General features: G+C 44.8%; 20 protein-coding genes. 4 read left to right on the forward strand and 16 right to left on the reverse strand.

What is annotated here, in order from left to right; all coding sequences use genetic code 11:
* Positions 1-334: 334 nt before the first annotated feature.
* The 4 genes from L865_RS25400 to L865_RS0103880 all read right to left on the reverse strand — a co-directional run bounded on the left by L865_RS25400 (position 335) and on the right by L865_RS0103880 (position 2,344).
* A complete protein-coding gene (locus tag L865_RS25400) occupies positions 335-583 on the reverse strand; it encodes a hypothetical protein (RefSeq protein ID WP_157577425.1) in 249 nt (82 codons plus the stop codon).
* The gene (locus tag L865_RS23075) at positions 546-818 is read right to left on the reverse strand and encodes a helix-turn-helix transcriptional regulator (protein ID WP_084632464.1); all 273 of its coding nucleotides are present in this window, start codon (positions 816-818) and stop codon (positions 546-548) included. Before L865_RS23075 ends, L865_RS25400 begins: the two co-directional genes overlap by 38 nt.
* A gap of 498 nt (positions 819-1,316) precedes the next feature.
* Positions 1,317-1,961, reverse strand: coding sequence for a hypothetical protein (locus L865_RS0103875; RefSeq protein ID WP_028772028.1), 645 nt, complete (start codon positions 1,959-1,961; stop codon positions 1,317-1,319).
* 122 nt (positions 1,962-2,083) lie between these two features.
* A complete protein-coding gene (locus L865_RS0103880) occupies positions 2,084-2,344 on the reverse strand; it encodes a DUF5062 family protein (RefSeq protein WP_028772029.1) in 261 nt (86 codons plus the stop codon).
* A 238-nt stretch (positions 2,345-2,582) separates the two neighbouring features.
* Here L865_RS0103880 and L865_RS0103885 point away from each other — a divergent pair, with 238 nt between their 5' ends.
* Positions 2,583-2,894, forward strand: a complete 312-nt coding sequence (locus tag L865_RS0103885; RefSeq protein ID WP_028772030.1) for a hypothetical protein — start codon at positions 2,583-2,585, stop codon at positions 2,892-2,894.
* Between the two features lie 63 nt (positions 2,895-2,957).
* Here the strand turns inward: L865_RS0103885 and L865_RS0103890 are convergent, their stop codons facing one another.
* The 9 genes from L865_RS0103890 to ygfZ form a co-directional block, all read right to left on the reverse strand.
* The gene (locus tag L865_RS0103890; protein WP_028772031.1) at positions 2,958-3,383 is read right to left on the reverse strand and encodes a nitrate reductase cytochrome c-type subunit; all 426 of its coding nucleotides are present in this window, start codon (positions 3,381-3,383) and stop codon (positions 2,958-2,960) included.
* Positions 3,380-4,237 carry a quinol dehydrogenase ferredoxin subunit NapH gene (napH, locus tag L865_RS23080; protein WP_037470505.1) on the reverse strand — a complete coding sequence of 286 codons (858 nt, stop codon included), beginning with the start codon at positions 4,235-4,237 and terminating at the stop codon, positions 3,380-3,382. The genes L865_RS0103890 and napH overlap by 4 nt, the downstream gene beginning before the upstream one ends.
* A complete protein-coding gene (napG, locus tag L865_RS0103900) occupies positions 4,234-4,965 on the reverse strand; it encodes a ferredoxin-type protein NapG (RefSeq protein WP_028772032.1) in 732 nt (243 codons plus the stop codon). Before napG ends, napH begins: the two co-directional genes overlap by 4 nt.
* Before the next feature lie 31 nt (positions 4,966-4,996).
* Positions 4,997-7,477, reverse strand: coding sequence for a nitrate reductase catalytic subunit NapA (gene napA, locus L865_RS0103905; RefSeq protein WP_028772033.1), 2,481 nt, complete (start codon positions 7,475-7,477; stop codon positions 4,997-4,999).
* Positions 7,474-7,743 (reverse strand): chaperone NapD, encoded by a 270-nt coding sequence (locus L865_RS0103910; protein WP_028772034.1) that lies wholly within the window; start codon positions 7,741-7,743, stop codon positions 7,474-7,476. Before L865_RS0103910 ends, napA begins: the two co-directional genes overlap by 4 nt.
* A 346-nt stretch (positions 7,744-8,089) precedes the next feature.
* Positions 8,090-9,097 (reverse strand): lipocalin-like domain-containing protein, encoded by a 1,008-nt coding sequence (locus L865_RS0103920; protein ID WP_245608389.1) that lies wholly within the window; start codon positions 9,095-9,097, stop codon positions 8,090-8,092.
* 119 nt (positions 9,098-9,216) lie between these two features.
* Entirely contained in the window at positions 9,217-11,715 is a 2,499-nt protein-coding gene (locus L865_RS0103925; protein WP_028772036.1) for an FtsX-like permease family protein, read from the reverse strand.
* Positions 11,708-12,376: an ABC transporter ATP-binding protein gene (locus tag L865_RS0103930; RefSeq protein ID WP_028772037.1), complete on the reverse strand. Its 669-nt coding sequence runs from the start codon at positions 12,374-12,376 to the stop codon at positions 11,708-11,710. Before L865_RS0103930 ends, L865_RS0103925 begins: the two co-directional genes overlap by 8 nt.
* 387 nt (positions 12,377-12,763) lie before the next feature.
* Entirely contained in the window at positions 12,764-13,726 is a 963-nt protein-coding gene (gene ygfZ, locus L865_RS0103935; protein ID WP_028772038.1) for a tRNA-modifying protein YgfZ, read from the reverse strand.
* 176 nt (positions 13,727-13,902) lie between these two features.
* Between ygfZ and L865_RS0103940 the strand changes: the two genes are divergently transcribed.
* Positions 13,903-14,331: a GNAT family N-acetyltransferase gene (locus tag L865_RS0103940; RefSeq protein WP_028772039.1), complete on the forward strand. Its 429-nt coding sequence runs from the start codon at positions 13,903-13,905 to the stop codon at positions 14,329-14,331.
* A gap of 115 nt (positions 14,332-14,446) precedes the next feature.
* Here L865_RS0103940 and serA read toward each other — a convergent pair whose 3' ends face one another.
* A complete protein-coding gene (gene serA / locus L865_RS0103945; RefSeq protein WP_028772040.1) occupies positions 14,447-15,676 on the reverse strand; it encodes a phosphoglycerate dehydrogenase in 1,230 nt (409 codons plus the stop codon).
* Between the two features lie 163 nt (positions 15,677-15,839).
* Between serA and L865_RS0103950 the strand changes: the two genes are divergently transcribed.
* Positions 15,840-16,448: a DUF2238 domain-containing protein gene (locus L865_RS0103950; protein WP_028772041.1), complete on the forward strand. Its 609-nt coding sequence runs from the start codon at positions 15,840-15,842 to the stop codon at positions 16,446-16,448.
* Between the two features lie 261 nt (positions 16,449-16,709).
* Entirely contained in the window at positions 16,710-17,375 is a 666-nt protein-coding gene (locus L865_RS0103955; RefSeq protein ID WP_028772042.1) for a helix-turn-helix transcriptional regulator, read from the forward strand.
* Between the two features lie 65 nt (positions 17,376-17,440).
* On the opposite strand, the gene L865_RS0103960 is transcribed toward L865_RS0103955, so the two are convergent.
* Positions 17,441-18,961, reverse strand: coding sequence for a curlin (locus tag L865_RS0103960; protein WP_028772043.1), 1,521 nt, complete (start codon positions 18,959-18,961; stop codon positions 17,441-17,443).
* A 13-nt stretch (positions 18,962-18,974) separates the two neighbouring features.
* Entirely contained in the window at positions 18,975-19,361 is a 387-nt protein-coding gene (locus L865_RS0103965) for a curlin (RefSeq protein ID WP_051484438.1), read from the reverse strand.
* Between the last annotated feature and the right edge of the window lie 585 nt (positions 19,362-19,946).

Below are 19,946 nucleotides of genomic sequence, written 5' to 3' on the forward strand. Positions count from 1 at the left end.
GAGTAATATAGAGACGCTATAAATGAGTATTATGGCTATTTCATTGCTTGTCAGTTTATAAAATTTCTCTGATTTTTTTGCAAACTTGCTTACTATTGGAATATTTATCTTGGCTATTATCCTTGCAGATTCCTGCCGCTTTAATATAAGTAATATAGTTAGCAAGTCATAAAAGCTAATGAATACATAAAAAAATGTGCCCCATGTGATGATGTTATCAATGAGTAGAACATCTAGGGTCTTCAATAGAATTAAAGTCCCTGTTAGCCATCGAATGTTTGGTGACTGGACACTAACAGCAAAAGCGATAAACATCGCTATCCATTCGAGGCGATCAAACAGTAATTGATACTCTTGCATGTTCTGCAACGTAGCTCTTATTGTCCATAGTGCTCTCATGGCTATTCGCTAGTAGAGTTTGACGCGAATATACATTTGAGTCTTGGCCATTTATGGTCGGTGGTGGCTGATGGAGTCCGCCAGCAGGGCGTACATTAACTTCTACTACTTCCTCTTCGTGCTTAGGCTTTGTGGTAACACTTGCACTACTTTGTATTATGGGCGGCTGACTGGTGATGTTCATCTTGTACCTCCTTGTCTGAAATATGTTGCCCTATTGCTTTTCTCGGCAGTAAATTATTCGGATTTAAGCCTACAACGACACACAATTTGATAAATTGCGACAGTTTAGGCTCTGAAATACCATCTTCCCAGTTATAGATAGTTTGCCGACTACAACCCATTTTTTGGGCTAATTCACTGACACTATATCCTTGTGTTAGGCGAAGTGATTTGACTATATCCGGTGTATTTAGCATAAAATCCCTTTTTGCTGTGTTGTATTAGCATCACGAGAAACATCCTTATTCTCAAATAATCGAGTGGTATATTATTATCACTTGTCGATAAATTAGTCTAATTTTTTTGACAGTGATTCAGGTATTGTGGATGCCGGCTTAACTTGTGCGTATAGATAAATAATAAGCTAGAAAACTAGCCTTCACCATTATTGAATGATAGTGAGTGACCACAAGTTTGTTTATTGAGAGGCCCAGGGTACTATTCAATAAGCGATGAAATTTGCCCCCAGAGCAAGTGCTATTCAAGCCAGAGTAACGTCGTACAGGCCAGAGTATCGGTGTTGCATTAGCCGCACCAGGGTGACATTCATATGCGGCAACATACGCAACTTCATCATTGCCCAATATCATCAACTGATATTGGGTGATGGTGGTATTTTACTCACCATTATCATGCCTACTCGTGCGCTGTTTTCATAACGACACAATTGCAGTGCTTTTCAATGAGCAGCTCGCTCACATTGATTGTTTGCTCATGTCTTTGTGGACTAAGCTCGCATCTGATTTTTCTGCCTTAGCCAAACAACTCAGGCCTAAGCTTCCTTGGCCCCATTGAGTGAGCACACCGCTGACCTCACCTACGCTATTAGGGGTAATGGTTATTCGGCCACGAGCGACTATTTTTACTGGGCCGCTGAAGCCACACGGGGCATCAGGGAGTAAAATGGTGCAATATTTGTCGCTTTCTTCAATGATATACACCCACTGTAAGCTGTCGTCGACTCCGCGATATAAGCCTGTTGAGTAACTCGAATCCGTTTTATCGCCGAGTAGCCCCCGAGAAATTGACTTAATTGCTTGGTATAAGGGGACCTTGGCAAGTGTATGTTGCTCAGCCTTGGTTAACCACTGACGAGCATATGGGCTGCGAAGCAAGGTGCCAAATAGTAATGAGGTTACCGTTAGTAAAGCGCATGCCTGGGCAAATGGTGAGGTGCTAAGCAGTTGCAAATGACTGGGCACCATCTCTGCAAGTGGATTGGAAATACTAACGATTAAGTCGATGATTTCACTAATCATAATGTAAAATAGTAACAGCGGTACCACAAATAACAGTCCACTGAATAAGCAGTGTTTGAATTTTTGAAGTAATGGGTTCATAGCGGCATCCAAAGGCAGTGTATGCCGCTATTGTATCGGTTTTAAGCTAATAACTAAGTTAGTACCTATAGGATAATCTAATAGGTTAAATGCTGAATCGGGCTGGTGTTTGTGGGTTAATGTTAATTGAGTAGCGCATGATCTTCAGGTAACTGGCGACTAATCCATAGAACCAGTTTATGCTTCATATTCGGGCCATCTTCTTTATCTGTCGCTAACGGTTGGATCAGCTTATCTTGCACGAGTAGTCGGTAGATACATTCGACCTTATCTTTCGGTGAGATGCCTTTGTCAAAATCGGCAAAGCCCCGTTTTTTTGCATAGCCGACGCCTATTTCTAATGCTAGCTTGAGCAATTGAGCATCATGTTTACCTTGCTTCATAAAACATCCTCAGTAGTCACACTCATTATGTCGCTGTTGTAGGGCTACCATAACAAACTTATCGGGTGATTAGCAGATGGCATTTCACAGAACTATGTTTATTTTCACTGTTTTAATGCAACTAGCGCGCGGGCTTACAACTTAATACTGATTCTGTTCACCGTGACAGTGCTGCTATTGTTATTTGGCTAAATTTGGCTAGACTGAGCCACTAAATTTTTAAGCAAGGATGCGAAAAATGACTTCCCCACACTGGTTTATCATCGTTATCACCGTGGTATTTTTAATGGTTTGGTTTGCGGCGTCAATGACCTCACCGATGATGTTTGCAGTCCCCGGTGCCATGCAGCATAAAGGCAATATTATGCTGGTTTTATCTGTGGTGCACTCACCGATAGTGGTTTTTAGTTTTTTCTGGCTTATGCAGTGGACTTTTTTAGGCATGCACCCAGGTTGGGTATTAGGATTTTTGAGTAGCGTGATAATTATTGGGAGCTACAAAATCGGTTACTACGAACTTATTATGCCGATGCTCAAAGGCAGCTTGTGATCCCGCAAATTAAAAAAGCCCCGCTATACAAAAATAGCGGGGCTTTTTTATCTAAGCAGTCAATTACTGAGCTGAGAAATCGTTCTCGACTAGTTGCTGCTTATTTTCCGCTTGTGGCGTGTGACATTGAGTACAGCTGTAGTACTCATTGTTTAACTTGCCGTTAGCAAGCATATGTGAAGGGTCAACCGCTGTTGCCTTCATACGCTGCGCCTTTTCTGGGCTGTGACAAGTAATACAGCCATTACGCTTTAAGGTGATTGGGTAATCAGCCTTATGAGGAATTAAAGGTGGTTGATGAGCAAATCCACGTTCAATTGATTCTCCGCGTTTTGGATAGGTTGGCATTGCATCAGCAGCACGTACATCGGTAATCTCTGATTTACCTAGTGAGCTGATATTTACAGGTTCGGCATTTTGGTTAGCTTGTTGGCCTGAACAAGCGCTAAGCGCCATGACCAGCGCGGCTAAGGTGAGTACTTTTTTCATTGGTTGTTCTCCGCCTTTATGGCAATTCGGTTTTGATACTGGAAAACGCGTTGGGCACAGACATCGATACAACGTCCACATTGAGTACAATCACTGTCAACTATCATTGGATTACTGCCCTTAAGTGCAGGTTTAAGCACTTGGCGTTCAGGGCAAACTTCAAAGCAATCCATACAGTTGTCACAGGCACTCGCACGAGTCGCAGATACTTTGATTGGGCTCACTTTGCCCAGTAGGGCAAATAGCGCACCGGTTGGACATAGGTGACCACACCAAGCTCGTTCACTTATCAGTAAATCGAGCAAAAATATGACCACTAATATCCACAGTCCAGTTAGCGACCCAAATAACACGGCACGATAAACCAGCGGTACCGGATTGACCCACTCCCAAGCTGTTATTCCGCTTAGCATGGGTAAAATCATTACCATAGCTAGCATGTAATAGCGCAAGTTGCGGGGCAGTTCGGCAATACGGGGCAGGGCCAGCTTTCTGCGTAACCAGCTGGCTGCATCGGTAATCATATTGACAGGGCAGACCCAGCTGCAAAATACACGGCCACCGGCCAATGCATAAAACAGCGCGATAAGCGCACCACCCACTATCAGACTGATTTCTGGTAGGTGGCCTGTCATAAAGACCTGCAGTGTGGTTAGCGGATCGGCTAACGGCACGACTCCCATAAATTCACTGGCTGAGAGATTACCTTTAAATAGCCACAAACCCAGCCAAGGGCCGATGGCAAATAGGCTAAGGACTATGAGCTGGCAGCTGCGGCGCAGCAACAAAAAACGATGGGCTTTAAACCAGCCTAACTCGTCTATTGCGGCCTGGGCGAACTTTGCCTGACTCATATCTCAAACCCTTTATTCAGCATCTCTAGCGTGGTGCTCTCAGTATCGATATACGTATCGTGTGAGGCAGTTTTGCCAAGTGCGATAGCACTGGGTAACACTCTAATTGCAGCTTCTTCCAATACACATACATGTTCACACTTTCCACAGCCCGTGCAGCTGTCGCTGTTGACGGTAGGAAGGAACATCGCATGGTGATCACTGCGCTCATTGTGTTGCCGTTCAAGGGTGATAGCATCATCTATCAGAGGGCAAACTCGATAGCATACATCACATCTTAAGCCTTTAAAGTTAAGACAGTTTTTTTCATCTATTAGTACTGCAATTCCCATTTTTGCTTGGTCAATATCGTCCAATGCTTGATCTAACGATCCCGAAGGACAAACTTTCACGCAAGGAATGTCATCGCACATTTCACATGGAATTGTGCGTGCAGTGAAATAGGGTGTACCGGTTGCAGCGCCTTCAAACCAGCGAGCTAGCTTGAGCGTGTCGTAAGGGCAAGCTTCGACACAAAGTCCACAACGAACACAGGCTGAAAGAAACTCCTGTTCTGCTAATGCGCCTGGCGGGCGAATAGCCAGAGGATCGAGGCGTGATGACTTCGCCACCCCTGTTACCCCTAACCCTACTAACCCCACAGCACAGCCTGCCTTAGCACTAGTGGCTAAGAACTGACGGCGGTTTACGCCTTTGGCTGTAGTGGAAGCTTGCTTCGCCCGACTCATTGTTATCTCCGTCTATGCATCAATTAGGCTGTTAGGCCTTCATTACTTTCACAGGACACTTCTTAAAGTCTGTCTCTTTAGACAGTGGGTCAGTTGCATCAAGTAGTAACTTGTTAACCAGCTGACGCGCATCAAAGAACGGCATAAACACGACACCTTTAGGTGGCTTGTTGCGGCCCTTGGTTTCTACACGGGTTTTCACTTCACCACGAGGAGAGGCAACAACCACTTCATCGCCACGTTTTAATCCACGTGTTTTCGCGTCTTCAGGATGCATAAAGATTTGTGCATCTGGGTAGGCGCGGTAAAGTTCAGGTACACGTGCGGTCATTGAACCTGTATGCCAATGCTCAAGTACACGACCTGTTGACATCCATAGATCAAATTCTGCATTCGGTTCTTCAGCAGCAGGCTCAAAAGGTAAGGCAAAAATTAGCGCCTTGCCGTCTGGTTTGCCGTAGAAGTCGAAATCTTTGCCATCTTTCACATACGGGTCACCTGCAGAGAAGCGACGTAGCGTTTCTTTACCGTCAACCACTGGCCAACGTAGACCACGGGTCTCATGGTAAGTATCAAAGTTGGCTAAATCGTGCTTATGACCACGGGTAAACTGTGCGTACTCTTCGTAGATACCTTTTTGCAAGTAGTAGCCGAAATGCTCAGACTCTTCGTTCATTTCGCCTTTACAGTCAGAGACTGGGAACTTGTTAATGGTGCCGTTAGCAAATAATACGTCGTAAAGCGTTTTATCTGCATTTTCAGGTTGCTTAGCAATGAGCTCTGCAGGCCAAACTTCTGATACTTTGAAACGCTTAGAAAACTCAACGAGCTGCCACAGATCCGATTTTGCACCCTTTGGTGCTTTGACTTGTTGGTGCCACATTTGAGTACGACGCTCTGCGTTACCGTACGCACCTTCTTTCTCTACCCACATGGCAGTAGGCAGAATCAAGTCAGCAGCCATGGCGGTGACAGTCGGGTAAGGGTCCGATACCACAATGAAGTTATCTGGATTACGGAAACCAGGATAGATCTCATCATTGATGTTTGGACCGGCTTGCATGTTATTGGTACACATAGTCCAGTAACAATTTAGCTTGCCATCTTTCAACATGCGGCTTTGCAGTACAGCGTGGTACCCCGGCTTCGGCGGAATAGTGCCTTCAGGGATTTGCCACAGCTTTTCAGTCAAGGCGCGATGCTTAGGATTAGCCACAACCATGTCTGCAGGAAGACGGTGGGCAAACGTACCCACTTCACGGGCAGTACCACAAGCAGAAGGCTGACCGGTCAACGAGAATGGGCTGTTACCTGGAGTTGAGATCTTGCCGGTTAACAAGTGTAGGTTATACAACATGTTATTGGCCCAAACACCACGAACGTGTTGGTTAATACCCATGGTCCATAAGCTCATGACTTTCACTTTTGGATCGGCATAGGCCTTGGCTAGCTCAACGAGCTTCTCTGGCTCAACGCCACTCAATTCAGCGGCATACTCTAAGGTATAGCTGCTGACAAACTTAGCGTATTCATCAAAGCTAATCGGTGTTGATTTACCATTACCTGGATTTTTGGCTTTTTTCTCTAATGGATGGTCTGGGCGCAGACCGTAGCCAATATCTGTGGTACCTAAAACAAACTTAGTGTGTTTGCTAATGAAGTCTTTGTTGACTGCATTGTTTTCGATAATGTAGTTGGCGATATAGTTAAGAATCACCAAATCTGTTTGTGGCTTGAACACCATTGGGTTATCAGCTAAATCGAAGCTACGGTTTTCAAATGTTGACAATACATGTACACGACCATCTGGATTACCCAAGCGGCGGTCAGATAAACGAGCCCATAAAATCGGGTGCATTTCTGCCATGTTCGCGCCCCAAAGCACGAAGTGATCTGCGGCTTCTAAATCATCGTAGCAGCCCATTGGCTCATCAATACCAAAGGTACGCATGAAGCCACCAACTGCAGACGCCATACAGTGGCGAGCATTAGGATCAATGTTGTTGGTGAGGAAACCGGCTTTATGCAGTTTTGATGCTGCGTAACCTTCCCACACTGTCCATTGGCCTGAACCAAACATGCCAACTGCTGTAGGACCCTTTTCTTTTAGGGTTTTCTTCCACTTGTCAGCCATGGTGTCTAGTGCGACATCCCAGCTTACTGGGGTGAACTCACCTTCTTTGTCGTATTTGCCATCTTTCATACGCAGTAAAGGCGAGTCTAGTCTGTCTTTACCGTACATGATTTTAGATAGGAAATAGCCTTTAATACAGTTAAGACCTTTGTTGACGGGGCTTTCTGGATCGCCTTTAGTGGCAACAACTTTACCGTTGTTGGTACCCACCAAAACGCTACAGCCTACACCGCAAAAACGGCATGGCGCTTTATCCCACTTGATGTTGTCCTTCTGCTCAGCGGCTTCAACGATCTTCACTGGCAGAGTGACACCAACTGTGGTTGCAGCGGCAACGGCAGCGTTGGCTTTTAGAAACTCGCGACGGCTAATGCTCATGGTGTTTCCTCACTCTTTTCTTTTAATGGTTCAACTTGATGATATACAAGACTGCTTGATAGTACGCCCGTTAGGGCATTAATGGCTTCGACGTTATCCAGTATAGATGCTTGTGTCTCACCCTCTAGGGTGACGACTAACTTTCCTTCGTCGGTCACGGCGTGGATCTCGGTGCCCGGGAGGACATCGATATTGTGTTTGACTTCAACTAGTGCTTTGGGCGCAGCATGCACCACTAAGCTAGTTACATGATATTCTTGACTCATTTTGGGACGGATCCTTAATGGCTATGATTACTGCTGTTTCGCCAATTGCGAAACAAAAACAATCTTCAAGCTATAAATTGAGTCTAAACCTCATATAAAGTGTGGGTATACCCCACAAGAGGTATTGGGCGGTATTGTGGATCTAGATCAAACTTTTGAGCGTGATATTTATCACAGATTGAAATTTATACAAATTGCTTGTATGAAAGCTTATTTAGGGGATGACGAACTAGCTCTATCAGTGGCTAAAATAATGATATTTAAGCCATTGCGATTGATTATCGTTTAGGGTTAAGTCTATTAACAAAGAGGTATAAATGGCGCCGATAGTCAGTCATAGCCATGTTTAATACCCCGTTAACTCCATATAGCCTTGTGCGGTGTGGCTGCCTGTAGCATTAACTGGGCCTTCCCAATAGTTCACCGTTAAAGGTTGCAGCGCATTGGCGTTTAAGGGAGAAACCTCTAGCGCTATCTGCTCTGAAGCGATACTCACTTGCCACTTTACTGGATAGTCTTGGTTGTTGATTTTATGCCAACCAATGGGGCTGAGTTGAATATCTTCATTGGCAATCGCATGACCGGTGCCATCGGCAAACATGCGCCGCGCACTATAGAAGTTAGGTTGGCCACGCAGTTGAAACACCATCAGAGCAGAGCCATCATCAAGTCGTAACGCAAACCAGTCCCAACCTTGCTGATTGTCTTTTAAAAACTGTGAACTCCACTCTCTATCAAGCCAAGCTTGTCCGGTGACAGCGACTTGTTCACCGTGTCGCTCAATCCAGCCGCTCACGTCGATAAAGGGCTGGCTGTAGTAATGAGAGGCCACTTCACCAGTTGGGTCTTTAATGCTATAGCCGTTATTACCTTGCAACTGATAGGGTGCTTGTGTCGTGAGCTTAAGCTCATAACGATATTGTGGGTCAGTGACCGATAAGGTGGCGGGAAATAAATCTTCGCCGCTGGCGCGCCATTGCCAGTTATCCAATACCACACTAAATGGCTTTGCGGTTGTGCCAGCGAGTTGATTGTGTTGTCTTGACCAGCGCTCACTGGCTAAATGACTCTGTTTGCTAGTTAGCGCACTGTGAGCCATATAAAGCTGATTGGTGGCCCATGCAGATGACTCACCACTATCGCTGCTTTGCTGTTGCGGTGGTGACATTGCAATTCTAAATTGGGTCCACTGTACCCCGATGGGCTCACCGGATGCGGTTTTTAAGTTAGCGGTGAGATACCACCATTCTAAGCGGTAGTCATCATGGGCATTATGATCTGCTGGGAAGCGGATTTCTGTCGTGTCGAGTACCGGCGCAAAACCACTGCTCTGTTGTCCCATGATATTACCCATTGACGCACTGCCTTGTGGGGGGCTATCAGAGCAGCCTAGCATTAGTATTATGGCTGTGAGCAGCAAATTTGTGGTGAGATATTGAGGCCAATTCTTGGTTGATTGAAGCTTGAGGATATTCATAATAGCTCGCTTTGAAGACTGCTGACCAAGGGGCGGCGAGTTTGTTTATAGAGTGGCAGTATGACCGCTAACGTACTGGCTAATAAGGCGAGCACAATAACCTGAAAATACGCCTGCCAATCCCAAACCATGGCGATGGTCCAGCCAAAGGCCTGGTAGGTGATCTTGTGGATGAGTAAATAGCCAAGTAGGGCGCCAGTAGGCAAAGCCACTAAGCAGGTAAGCAGAACGATAAGCCACATCTGCACGAATACCATAAGTCTAAGTTGGCCACGATTGATACCTAGACAGTATAAGCGGGCGATAGGAGCCAAACGCGATTGAGTTAGCATGAAGCAAGCGCTAAATAGGCCCACAGCAGCCACTATTAAGGTCAAGCTGTTGAGTACTTGGGTAATTGAAAAAGTCCGCTTAAACATTGTCACCGCCAGCTGCTTAATTCCTTGCTGACTATAGATTTGCGCGTCCGACAATTCGAAGGTTTGTTGAATGCGTAAAATAAGTGCTTGTTCATCGCCTGTGACGGCAACAGCTAAGCTGGTGGGGATTGCGGGGAGATTTTGTTGTTGCCACAGTGCTGGTGGAATCAGCAGTTCGCCGTAGGGGTTACCGTAATCAAAATAGACGCCCGCTAAGGTAAATGGCTTGTCACCTAGTGCTGTAATGGTGAGTTTATCGCCTACATTGAGCCCGAGCTTGAGGGCCAGTGGCTCGCTGAGTAGCACGAATCGGCCATCAAAAAACTGCTGCCAAATGTCCTCCATTGCCTGTTTCAATACGGTAGTTTGTTCAATGGAGTTGGCATCACGGGTGAGGATAAAGCTGGGGTAGCCTTGATAGCTGCTTTTAAGGTACCACTGCTTGTAGACCTTGTCGGCATCGGGTTGCTGTTGTAGATAGCGGGCGATATCTTCGACTTTATCGCTAGGCGGACGCATATAAAGATCGGCGTGTAGCCTTGCATCTAGCCATTGTTTTAAGGTGATTTCGAAACTGCCGACTAAGGTATTCATGGAGATATTGGCAGTCAGTGCTAACAAAATTGCCATCATCGCCAATGATAGTGGCGGCACCAACTCTTTAGTTTCAGCCACCTGATAACCGACTAACCCCTTAGTGAATAAGCGACTTATAAGGCTAACCAATTGCATCAGTGTCCAGGGTAAAGCCAATGGAATGGCAATAACCACTAAGCCAAGCAATACCATGGTGATCCGATAGTCATCACTAAAAGGCATGCCGATTGTGGCAATTGTGCCTAGTGCCAAAGCAATGAATAGCATGGCTTTATGGGATTGGTGTGCGCTATGTTCATTGATGAGTTTATTACTATTACGTGCCAAAGGCTGTCGATACAGATCGACAAACAGTGAACTACAGGCCAACAGTGCAGCGAAGAAGGTTAATAGTAGTGCTTGGGCGAGCCAGCTCCAATGCCACTTGCCGGGCAAAATATTGGCACCATACAGTTGCTCTAAAGTCACTGAAACCATAGGCTGAAGCCAGTAGCTCAGTTGAAGCCCTAAAATAAAACCAATCACGGCACCGATAATCACCAGTACTAATAATTCGCTGATCACGGCTGCAATTAAACTGATTTTTAAAATGCCATGCTGCTGTAATTGAGTCAGCAGGTGTTGACGTTTCAGCAGACTGTAGCGTACGCCGTTATAGGCGATGAACAAGCCAACAATAAACGCTAATAGGCTCATTGCAGTCAGGTTAAGGTGAAAACTGTCTGTCAGCGCGGTCATGCTTGCGCCATTATCATTTTCGACCAACAGTGCTTGCTGGGCGATCAAGCTTTCTAGTTGCGGTATTTGATATGTCAGCTCACCAAACAGCGCGATATAGCTCAGTTGACCCTCTTGCCCCATTAAGCGCTGTGCCAAAGAGATGTCCATAAGCAAACGTTGACCTAGGTTAAAATCATCGCTTACAGCAATGATTTCAAGTGGCTGCCCCGCGAGTGAAAATGGTTGCGTGAGATATTTGTTGGCTAAGCTTTGACTCATTAACACCACGGGGGCGCCATTAAGCAATCGAGCTAGCGGAATATCACCGCTAAAGGGGTTAGGGGCGGAAGCTGTGCTATGGCTATCGTCTGCAACTTGATGACTTAGGGCGCTAACAGCTGCAATTAAATCGCTGCCTTGCACTCGCCAAGGTTTCTGTTTGGCGTCCATCAGTACGCCCTCTATGACGGCGAGTGACTGACTGATACCTTGTTGCCTGATATCGAAATAGAGTGATTCATTAATATGGGACTGGGCGAACTTTGGCGAGATGGTATAGCTTGCCTGCTGGCTAAGTAATTCAGTGACTGAGGCATAGCTGGCAATGGCGTTTTCATTGGTGGCCCTGACGCCGGTTAGTAAGGTCACCGCGAGTATGATCCCGACTAAAATGGCACTGGCTTGCAATGGAGATTGCCGATAATGGGCCGCAAAAATAGCTAAGCTGTGCCAATAGCCTTGTACGCCAAAGCTATTCATGGACTGTGCCCAATTTTACATGGCAGCGACGCTGCATAAAAGCAGCGCACTCTTCACTGTGAGTCACCATCAATACACTGGTTTGCTGCTCTGTTGTCAATGCCGTCATTAGCTGCATCACTTCCATACTAGCTTGCTGATCGAGATTGCCTGTCGGTTCATCGGCGAGTAACAGCGCCGGTTGATGCGCTAATGCTCGTGCGATGGCCACCCGCTGTTGTTGACCGCCAGATAACGACTGCACATGTCGTGATAGCAGGTCTCCCAACCCTAAAGTGGTGACTAAATGATCGCACCAGTCATTCCATTTATGGCCATTCAAACTAAGGGGAAAGACGATGTTATGTTTAACATCGATTGGCGTTAGTAGATTGAACTGTTGAAACACGACGCCTAATTGTTGATGTCGAAAACGACTCCACTGTTTGTCTTGCCATTGCTGAGTGTCTTCGCCACGAAGGATGATTTGACCACTTGATAATGGTTCAAAGCCAGCAATGAGATTTAGCAGGGTGCTCTTACCACAGCCACTGGCGCCGGTTAACGCCACGCTATCAGCTTTGTTGAGCACAAAATTGACTTGATTAAGTACTTGGTGTTGTTGCTCGCCATCCATAAAAGACTTGGATAGATTATTTAGCTCAACGATTGCATGACTCATTATCACTCCATTGCTAACTGCTGCAATTATCCCACTCGAACCCATACCGAATATTAACGCGATGGTGAGTGGATTTGACCCATATGCCACTAACAACTCTTTAAATGGCGACACTATCGCTTTGCGATAAAATCTTGATTCTGAATGCTACATATACAAGATCTAGGTTGGTTCGCTTCACTTCACAAATTCATCATACCTGAATCGGTATTAGATAATACATACTTAACTCGTGCCTAGAACGATCATTTATCATATCGATAATGGCGGTATTTATTGGTCGGGGTTGGGCGGTTGAGTGTGCGGGACATAGATAAGAAAAAGGCGCAAGATGCGCCTTATAATGAACTCGTTACCGTATTGTAATTGCGATGGCTGAGGCTTGTATTATGCTTCGTCCAGCGAATAGGGCAGCGCCTGAATAGTCAGCGACGATGCTGGCATGTCAGCAATACGTAGTTGGGTACCGATTTCAGTATCATTAGGCAGCACGGCACTAAGCAGCACTTGGTTGTCTTGCTGAGCAACCTCAATAATGGTGCCGAGTTTTTTAAAGCCATCTTCGATGGCGATTTCCAATTTACTGTCGGTATTAACCGCTGACTCTGCTGTGCCAGTAATAATATACAGTGCACGCTTGTTGCCACCACGGTATTTCATTCGGGCGACGGTTTCTTGGCCCATGTAACAGCCTTTTTCAAAGCTGATGCCATTGATAGCTTGTAAGTTACACATCTGCGGCACAAATTGACCTTGATGACTGGCAGCAATATTAGGGTAGCCAGCTTTGATATCAAGCGCTTGCCAAGCTGTGGCGCTGTATAAAGGCTCACTAATTGAGCCCAATAATGGCTGCGCAGCACTTTGTTCTAATACCATGATGTAGCGCTCGCCATCTTTAAGTAAAACGCCGCCGGGAATTCCGCTCAGCTCTTGGTCGATTTCGCCAAAATGATCTTGTATCCACTGGCTAGCATCAGTGCCTGCTACGCCCAATATAACAAAGTCTTCACTGGCATCGGTTAGCTCTGCTTTACTAAATACGGCGTATTTAGCTAATTGAGGTAAATCGGCTGCTAAGGTGTCTTTTGGCATCATTAGCATCAGTGCATCATCGATAGCAAATGTTCTGAATGCCGCTAACATTTTACCTTTAGGGTCACAATATGCCCCCCAACGCCACTGATCGTTAGCTAAAGAGCTGATATCGGTGGTAACTTGTCCATGAATAAAGCTTCGACCTTGCTCTCCGGTGACGCGCATCAGGCCAAAATGGTCAAGTACAGATAGCATTACAGCAGGAGTAGAGTCGGTTGCTAGCCATTGTGGCTGCGAAAGGCTTAAAGTCATGGTAATCGTCCTAAGCTAAAGCGGGTAGAATCACTAAAGAGTGTCATCCTATCGTGTGGTTAGATAAAGATATATGGGCATTTATAAAAATATAAAGGGATCAAATGTGATCCGTAGAACAAAAACAATATTTGAGCATAGATAAGCATAACAACTGAGCCAATTAAGGAAGGAATATGTCCAGCAATAGCGCAACCTTAAACACTATTAACCAGCAAGATGACGCAGTTTTTGAGCAGCTTGTCGCTGGGGTTAGGCAGTTTAATGTCGAGCACATGGGGGATGAAAAATCGCAGCCACTCATGGTGGTTGCCCGTGATGAACACGGGGTGTTGATTGGCGGCGTGGCAGGATGCACCATATACCGAAATTACTTGATAGAGGTGGTGTGGGTCGCTGAAAATCAGCGTGGTAGCGGACTTGGAAAGCGCTTAATGATGCAAGCTGAAGCGGAAGCTAAGTCTCGTGGCTGTGTGGTGGCACAACTCGACACTTTGGGGTTCCAAGCACAGCCTTTTTATCAAAAGCTAGGTTTTGAAGTGGTCGGTGAGGTGCCAGAATTAGTGGCAAGTCCAGCGCGCTATTTTATGCTGAAACACTATTAGCGTTTAAGGTAGCGGCTTTGACGTCCAAACAACGCAGTTTTTGAGTGTTCATCATGGCCTTTAAATGAAAAAAGCACATGTCATACATGTGCTTTTTAATGACCGATGTGCCGGACTAGTTGAGCAGTCTAGCGCGAATGGTACCGTCGATAGCTTTCATCTGCTCTAGCGCTTCTACGGCTTGGTCAGAGTCGACTTCCATCACTACATAACCAATGTCAGCGGTAGTTTGTAGGTACTGCGCCGCAATATTGATGCCTTTCTCCGCAAACGCTTGGTTAATCTTAATTAGAATACCGGGTTTGTTATGGTGAATGTGCAATAGTCGCGAAGCATTCTCATGCTGAGCCAGCGAGACTTCAGGGAAGTTAACCGCTGTTACCGTTGAGCCATTGTCTGAGTATTTCGCCAACTTACCCGCGACCTCGATACCAATGTTCTCTTGAGCTTCTTGGGTGCTACCACCCACGTGAGGAGTCAAAATAACATTATCTAAGCCACGTAGCGGACTGATAAATTCATCGTCATTGGATTTTGGCTCTACAGGGAACACATCAATGGCGGCGCCAACAATACGCTCACTCTTGATCGCTTGTGCAAGGGCATCGATATCAACGACTGTACCGCGAGAGGCATTGATTAAGATGCTTCCTTGCTTCATGCAGTCAAGCTCGGCTGCTGCTATCATCTCTTTAGTCTGTGCCGTTTCTGGTACATGTAAACTGACTACATCAGCAAGAGATAGCAATTCAGGTAGCGAGTGGATCTGTTGCGCATTACCGAGTGGCAGCTTGTCTTCAATATCATAAAAGATGACTCGCATGCCTAAGGTTTCCGCCAAAATACCTAGTTGGGTACCGATATGACCATAGCCAATAACGCCAAGAGTTTTGCCGCGGGCTTCATAACTGCCGACCGCGCTCTTTAACCAGCCACCGCGGTGTGCCAGTGCGTTTCGCTGCGGAATGCCGCGAAATAGCATGATTATCTCGCCTAATACCAATTCTGCTACACTTCGAGTGTTTGAGAACGGCGCATTGAATACCGGAATACCGCGTTTTTCGGCAGCGGCAAGATTGACTTGGTTAGTGCCGATACAAAAGCAACCAATACCAACTAATTTTTCGGCATGATTCAGCACAGTTTCAGTGATTTGGGTACGCGAGCGAAGGCCAACAAAGTGAGCATCTTTAATGGAAGCTAATAGTGCTTCCTCCCCGAGTGATGCCTTGTGATACTCTATGTTGCTGTATCCTGCACGTTTAAATACATCAACGGCAGACTGGTGGACGCCTTCCAACAGCAGGATCTTGATCTTATCCTTGTCCAGCGAATGTTTCGCCATGATATGGGTACCCTCTTGTTTGTTGTTGCTACTATGTCACTATCAATGATGTAATTATTATTATGCCCGTCCAAAATAGCACTTTTTTTCGCCACTGTGGAGGGCTAGATGGCTAAAGTTATTATTCTGATAATAAAACAATATCGTCTAAGGAGTTCTTATTTTGAATAAAAGCGCTATTTGGCTCACGATTTTTTTATCGGTGTTGCTTTGGTCAGGTTACCAACCCAAAGATCAGTTCACTTGGTTTTTAGAGGTGCTCCCCGCAATTGCGGCCTTACCCCTACTATTTTTTACGCGAAAGTCTTTTCCGTTAACCTCATTGGCCTATGGTCTAATTTTAGTGCATGCGGTGATTTTGATGGTGGGCGGTCACTATACCTATGCTGAAGTGCCACTGTTTGATGATATTGCACAGTGGATGGGGTCAGATCGCAACAATTACGATAAAGTCGGTCATTTGGCTCAAGGGTTTATTCCGGCGCTTTTGGCTCGAGAGGTGTTGATTAGGCAGGCTGTGTTGCAGCCGGGCGCTTGGTGCCACTTCTTAGTCTGTTGTTTTGCCCTAGCGCTATCAGCATTTTATGAGTTAATTGAGTGGTGGGTGGCGCTAGCAACCGGTGAAGATGCTGAGGCGTTTTTAGGCACACAAGGTTATGTATGGGATACGCAATCGGACATGATGATGGCACTCATTGGCGCTATAAGCTGTCTTGTATTACTTAGCCGCGTACATGACAGATTAATTAGCGATATTAATGCGGTGAGATAGCTTTTTATTCTGTATAAAATAAATTATGTGCACTTTTTAATTCCACATATTCTATATTTTCTACTCTTTATAACTAAATGTTATTCCTCTGTAACATTTGTTGATATAATATTGGCGTTCATACTTTTTTACTATGGTAATTCGGTAGGATTTATTCAAACCTACTAAACCTTATCAGATAGAGTCATTATTCTGGTTGATAGGGAAATGTGATTAACCTGGTTATTGAGTTAATTACTGACTTTTCAGGGAGAGAAGTAAATGAGTAAAATTGACGAGTTAGTCTTTCTGCATCAAGTGGCAGCGCCTTGCCATTTAGCAGTACTGGCCGAGTCTATCGGTCTAAAAACACGGATTGTTAAGCAAGTTTCAGAGCTTGATCCTGAGCGGGATAATAATAGCTTTTATCTTATCGCCCAAAAAGGGGCGGCATTAGACAATAAAGGAATCCCTTTATTAGCCTCTCGATTGGTGCCTCATGTGCCCGTTGCGCTATATCAAGTGGAGCGAGATACTTTAGAAGCCGAATCAGCATTACTGCTCGGTATTCGAGGCTTACTGTATGCCGATCAGCGCATGGATCTATTATTAACCGGTTTGCGGAAAATGGTAGGCGATGAGCTTTGGTATGATAGAACGTTGATCTCTAAAATGTTTCGTCAGCTAGTTAAACGGTTGGATGGTGCTAATGACTTTTCCCAAGATACGGTAGCGATGTTGCAAATGCTCACTGGTCGAGAGAGAACTATTATTCAGCTAGTTTCTAGCGGTGCTAGAAATAAAGAAATTGCGCATCGCTTATGTATCAGTGAACATACTGTTAAAGCACATATTTCTTCTATTTTTAGAAAAACACAATCACGTAATCGAGTTGAGTTATTACGCTGGGCACAAACTTATCAAAGTCATTTCGAATTGTGCTCTTAATAGTCACTTATTTTTAAATTAAAAAAGGGAGCATTTGCTCCCTTTTTTATTGTTGATATATTGACTTAGTTTTGAATAACAGTCGCGGTATTGAAGTCACCCATTTGGGTCACGCTGATCATGTTTTCAGTACCTGTCTGAGAACCCATCACTAGGTTATCATTACCGGTTTGCGACACAGTTAAGCTGTTGTTGTCACCAACTACGGCAAACTCAGCAGTACCGTTATCACCGCCAACCCAGTTACCATCACCAAGTTGGGTAATGTTGGCGTAGTTTTCATCGCCGCTGATGAGCAAGTCAATAACGTTCAAGTCACCCGTTTGCAGGGTATCGACTTCAACATTGAGGTCGCCAGCTACAGTGACAATTGCTTCATTCTCATTGCCAAATTGCTCTGAAGTAATGACATTATCAAACCCTTCAGCAACCACTTCAGTGTAGTTTAAGTCACCTTCTTGCTCGACATTGATCTCATTGCCATCTAATACTGCAAAAGCAACGATTTGGTTATTGTCACCAGTAGAAACCAGAGTTAAATCATTTTCGTCGCCGTAAACACCAAATGTAGCAAAGTTAGTGTCACCAGTTTGGTCTAAATCTATCGTGTTCTCATCACCCCAAACTTGGAATTCAGCGCCGTTGGTATCGCCAACTTGGTCAATCGTGATGGTATTTTCACTGCCTTGTACATCAGCAATTAAGATATCGCCAATAACGTTACCATCACCATTTTGGGTAATTGTCACGTCATTGCCATCGCCGGCTGTAAACTCCATAAACGCCAGGTTTGAATTTCCATCCTGGTCGATGTTAATTGTGTTGTCATCACCGACTAAGGCATAAACCAAACCGAGGTTTGAATCACCAACTTGGTTTACATCAAAGGTATTATTGTTACCATCTACACCTTGAACAGCGCCACCGTTAAAGTCACCTTCTTGGTAAATAGTGACATCGTTGTTATTACCTAGGTTAGGTGTAACCAATAAAGATACCATGCCGCCTAAGTTGTCATTACCAATTTGAGTAATGCTACCGTCGTTATTGTCACCCTCTACCAAGAACAAAGCTTCGTTATTGTCACCTGCTTGATCAACAACAGCGGTGTTGCTATCACCAATAAGGTCAATGTCTGAGGTATTTGTCACGCCAACCTGTAACACATCAACGCTGTTTTCATTACCAATAACATTGGCATCAGATTGGTTCCAAAAGCCTGTTTGATCAGTGATTGCTTCGTTGCCGTTGCCTTCAATGTCGATGCTTGATACATGCCAATCATCAACTTGGTCAACTTCAACGTTGTTACTTTCACCTTCAGATGTTACGTAAGCTTCATGCCATACACCATCTTGAGTAATCGTAGCTGTTTGGTCGTCACCAGTTTGGTCAACAGTGGTGATGTTTAAATCACCTGTCTGGGTAACCACAACTTCTTGGCCAACAACAGCGGCATCAGCTGCGACTGAAATTGTCTGATTGATGGTGGCTTCGTTATCTGAAGCAGCAAAAGCTGATGCAGACATACCGATGCTTGCGGTAATAGCTAACGCGATAATAGACTTCTTTGCTTGCGATCTCATTGGACGCTCCCTGTTAATATTGAGTTATAGTGATTGCGGCATTATCTGCAATCTGTTCAATTGAAAAATTCGCACTTCCGAGTTGGTTGAGCTGGACTACATTGCCGTCACCCACTTGAGTGATGTCGGCCTGATTTGACCACCCAACTTGCAAAAGCTGTACTTCATTACCACTACCGTATTGGTGAACATTGGCTTGATTTTCAGCACCAAATTGCAAGGTCGCATTGGTATTATCATGGCCAGATTGCAACATTTCCGCGTGATTGCTATAGCCAAGTTGCATCAGGCCAATGGCGTTATCTCTGCCGCCCTGCTCAAGCAACACTTGGAGAGTAATGGGAAGTTCGCTGACTTGATTGGCTCGAATATCATTAGCGTACAAGTCAAAGGTCGACATAAGGAGTACAAAGCTAACAACGCTTTTTATTAAAGCAGACACTAAACACTCCTTTGTTATGTGCCAAACAGATACAACAGCTCGTCAATGAGCAAGACTATTTAGCGGTTCGTATAAAAAATTAATTCACTATCAGCACAAAGTTCTGTTGTGAACTAATTTAGTCTGCCGAATGTAGAACAAAGGTACGGAGTGAACGTCAATTGAACAATTGGAAGAAGGTCTATTTGTTGGTTAATTTTCATTCACTGAGATTGCAGTTCAATTGATTGAAAAATAGGGGGTTATTTTTGGAGTGCTTGCAAATAGTCGCCTGTTTGTAATCCAATGCGCTTAGTAGAAAAGTATTATTTGCTCGTTAAAAGCAGATGAGATGCAACGACTGAGGCCCTCAATTATTGAGTTTAACTGCAATTTTAAACTGCAAAAATATTCTTTCGTGGTGAATTGGACTAAATACAGCGCCTACTGCTTGGCAGGCATGTTTTTTGAATGGATTTTCGATCACAAAATTACTTAATTGAAATTTTATTACGTGTGTTTGTACTGCTTATTACGATAAATCATCATTCATCTAATCAGCTT

Source organism: Shewanella waksmanii ATCC BAA-643 (genome assembly GCF_000518805.1).
Lineage (GTDB): Bacteria > Pseudomonadota > Gammaproteobacteria > Enterobacterales > Shewanellaceae > Shewanella > Shewanella waksmanii.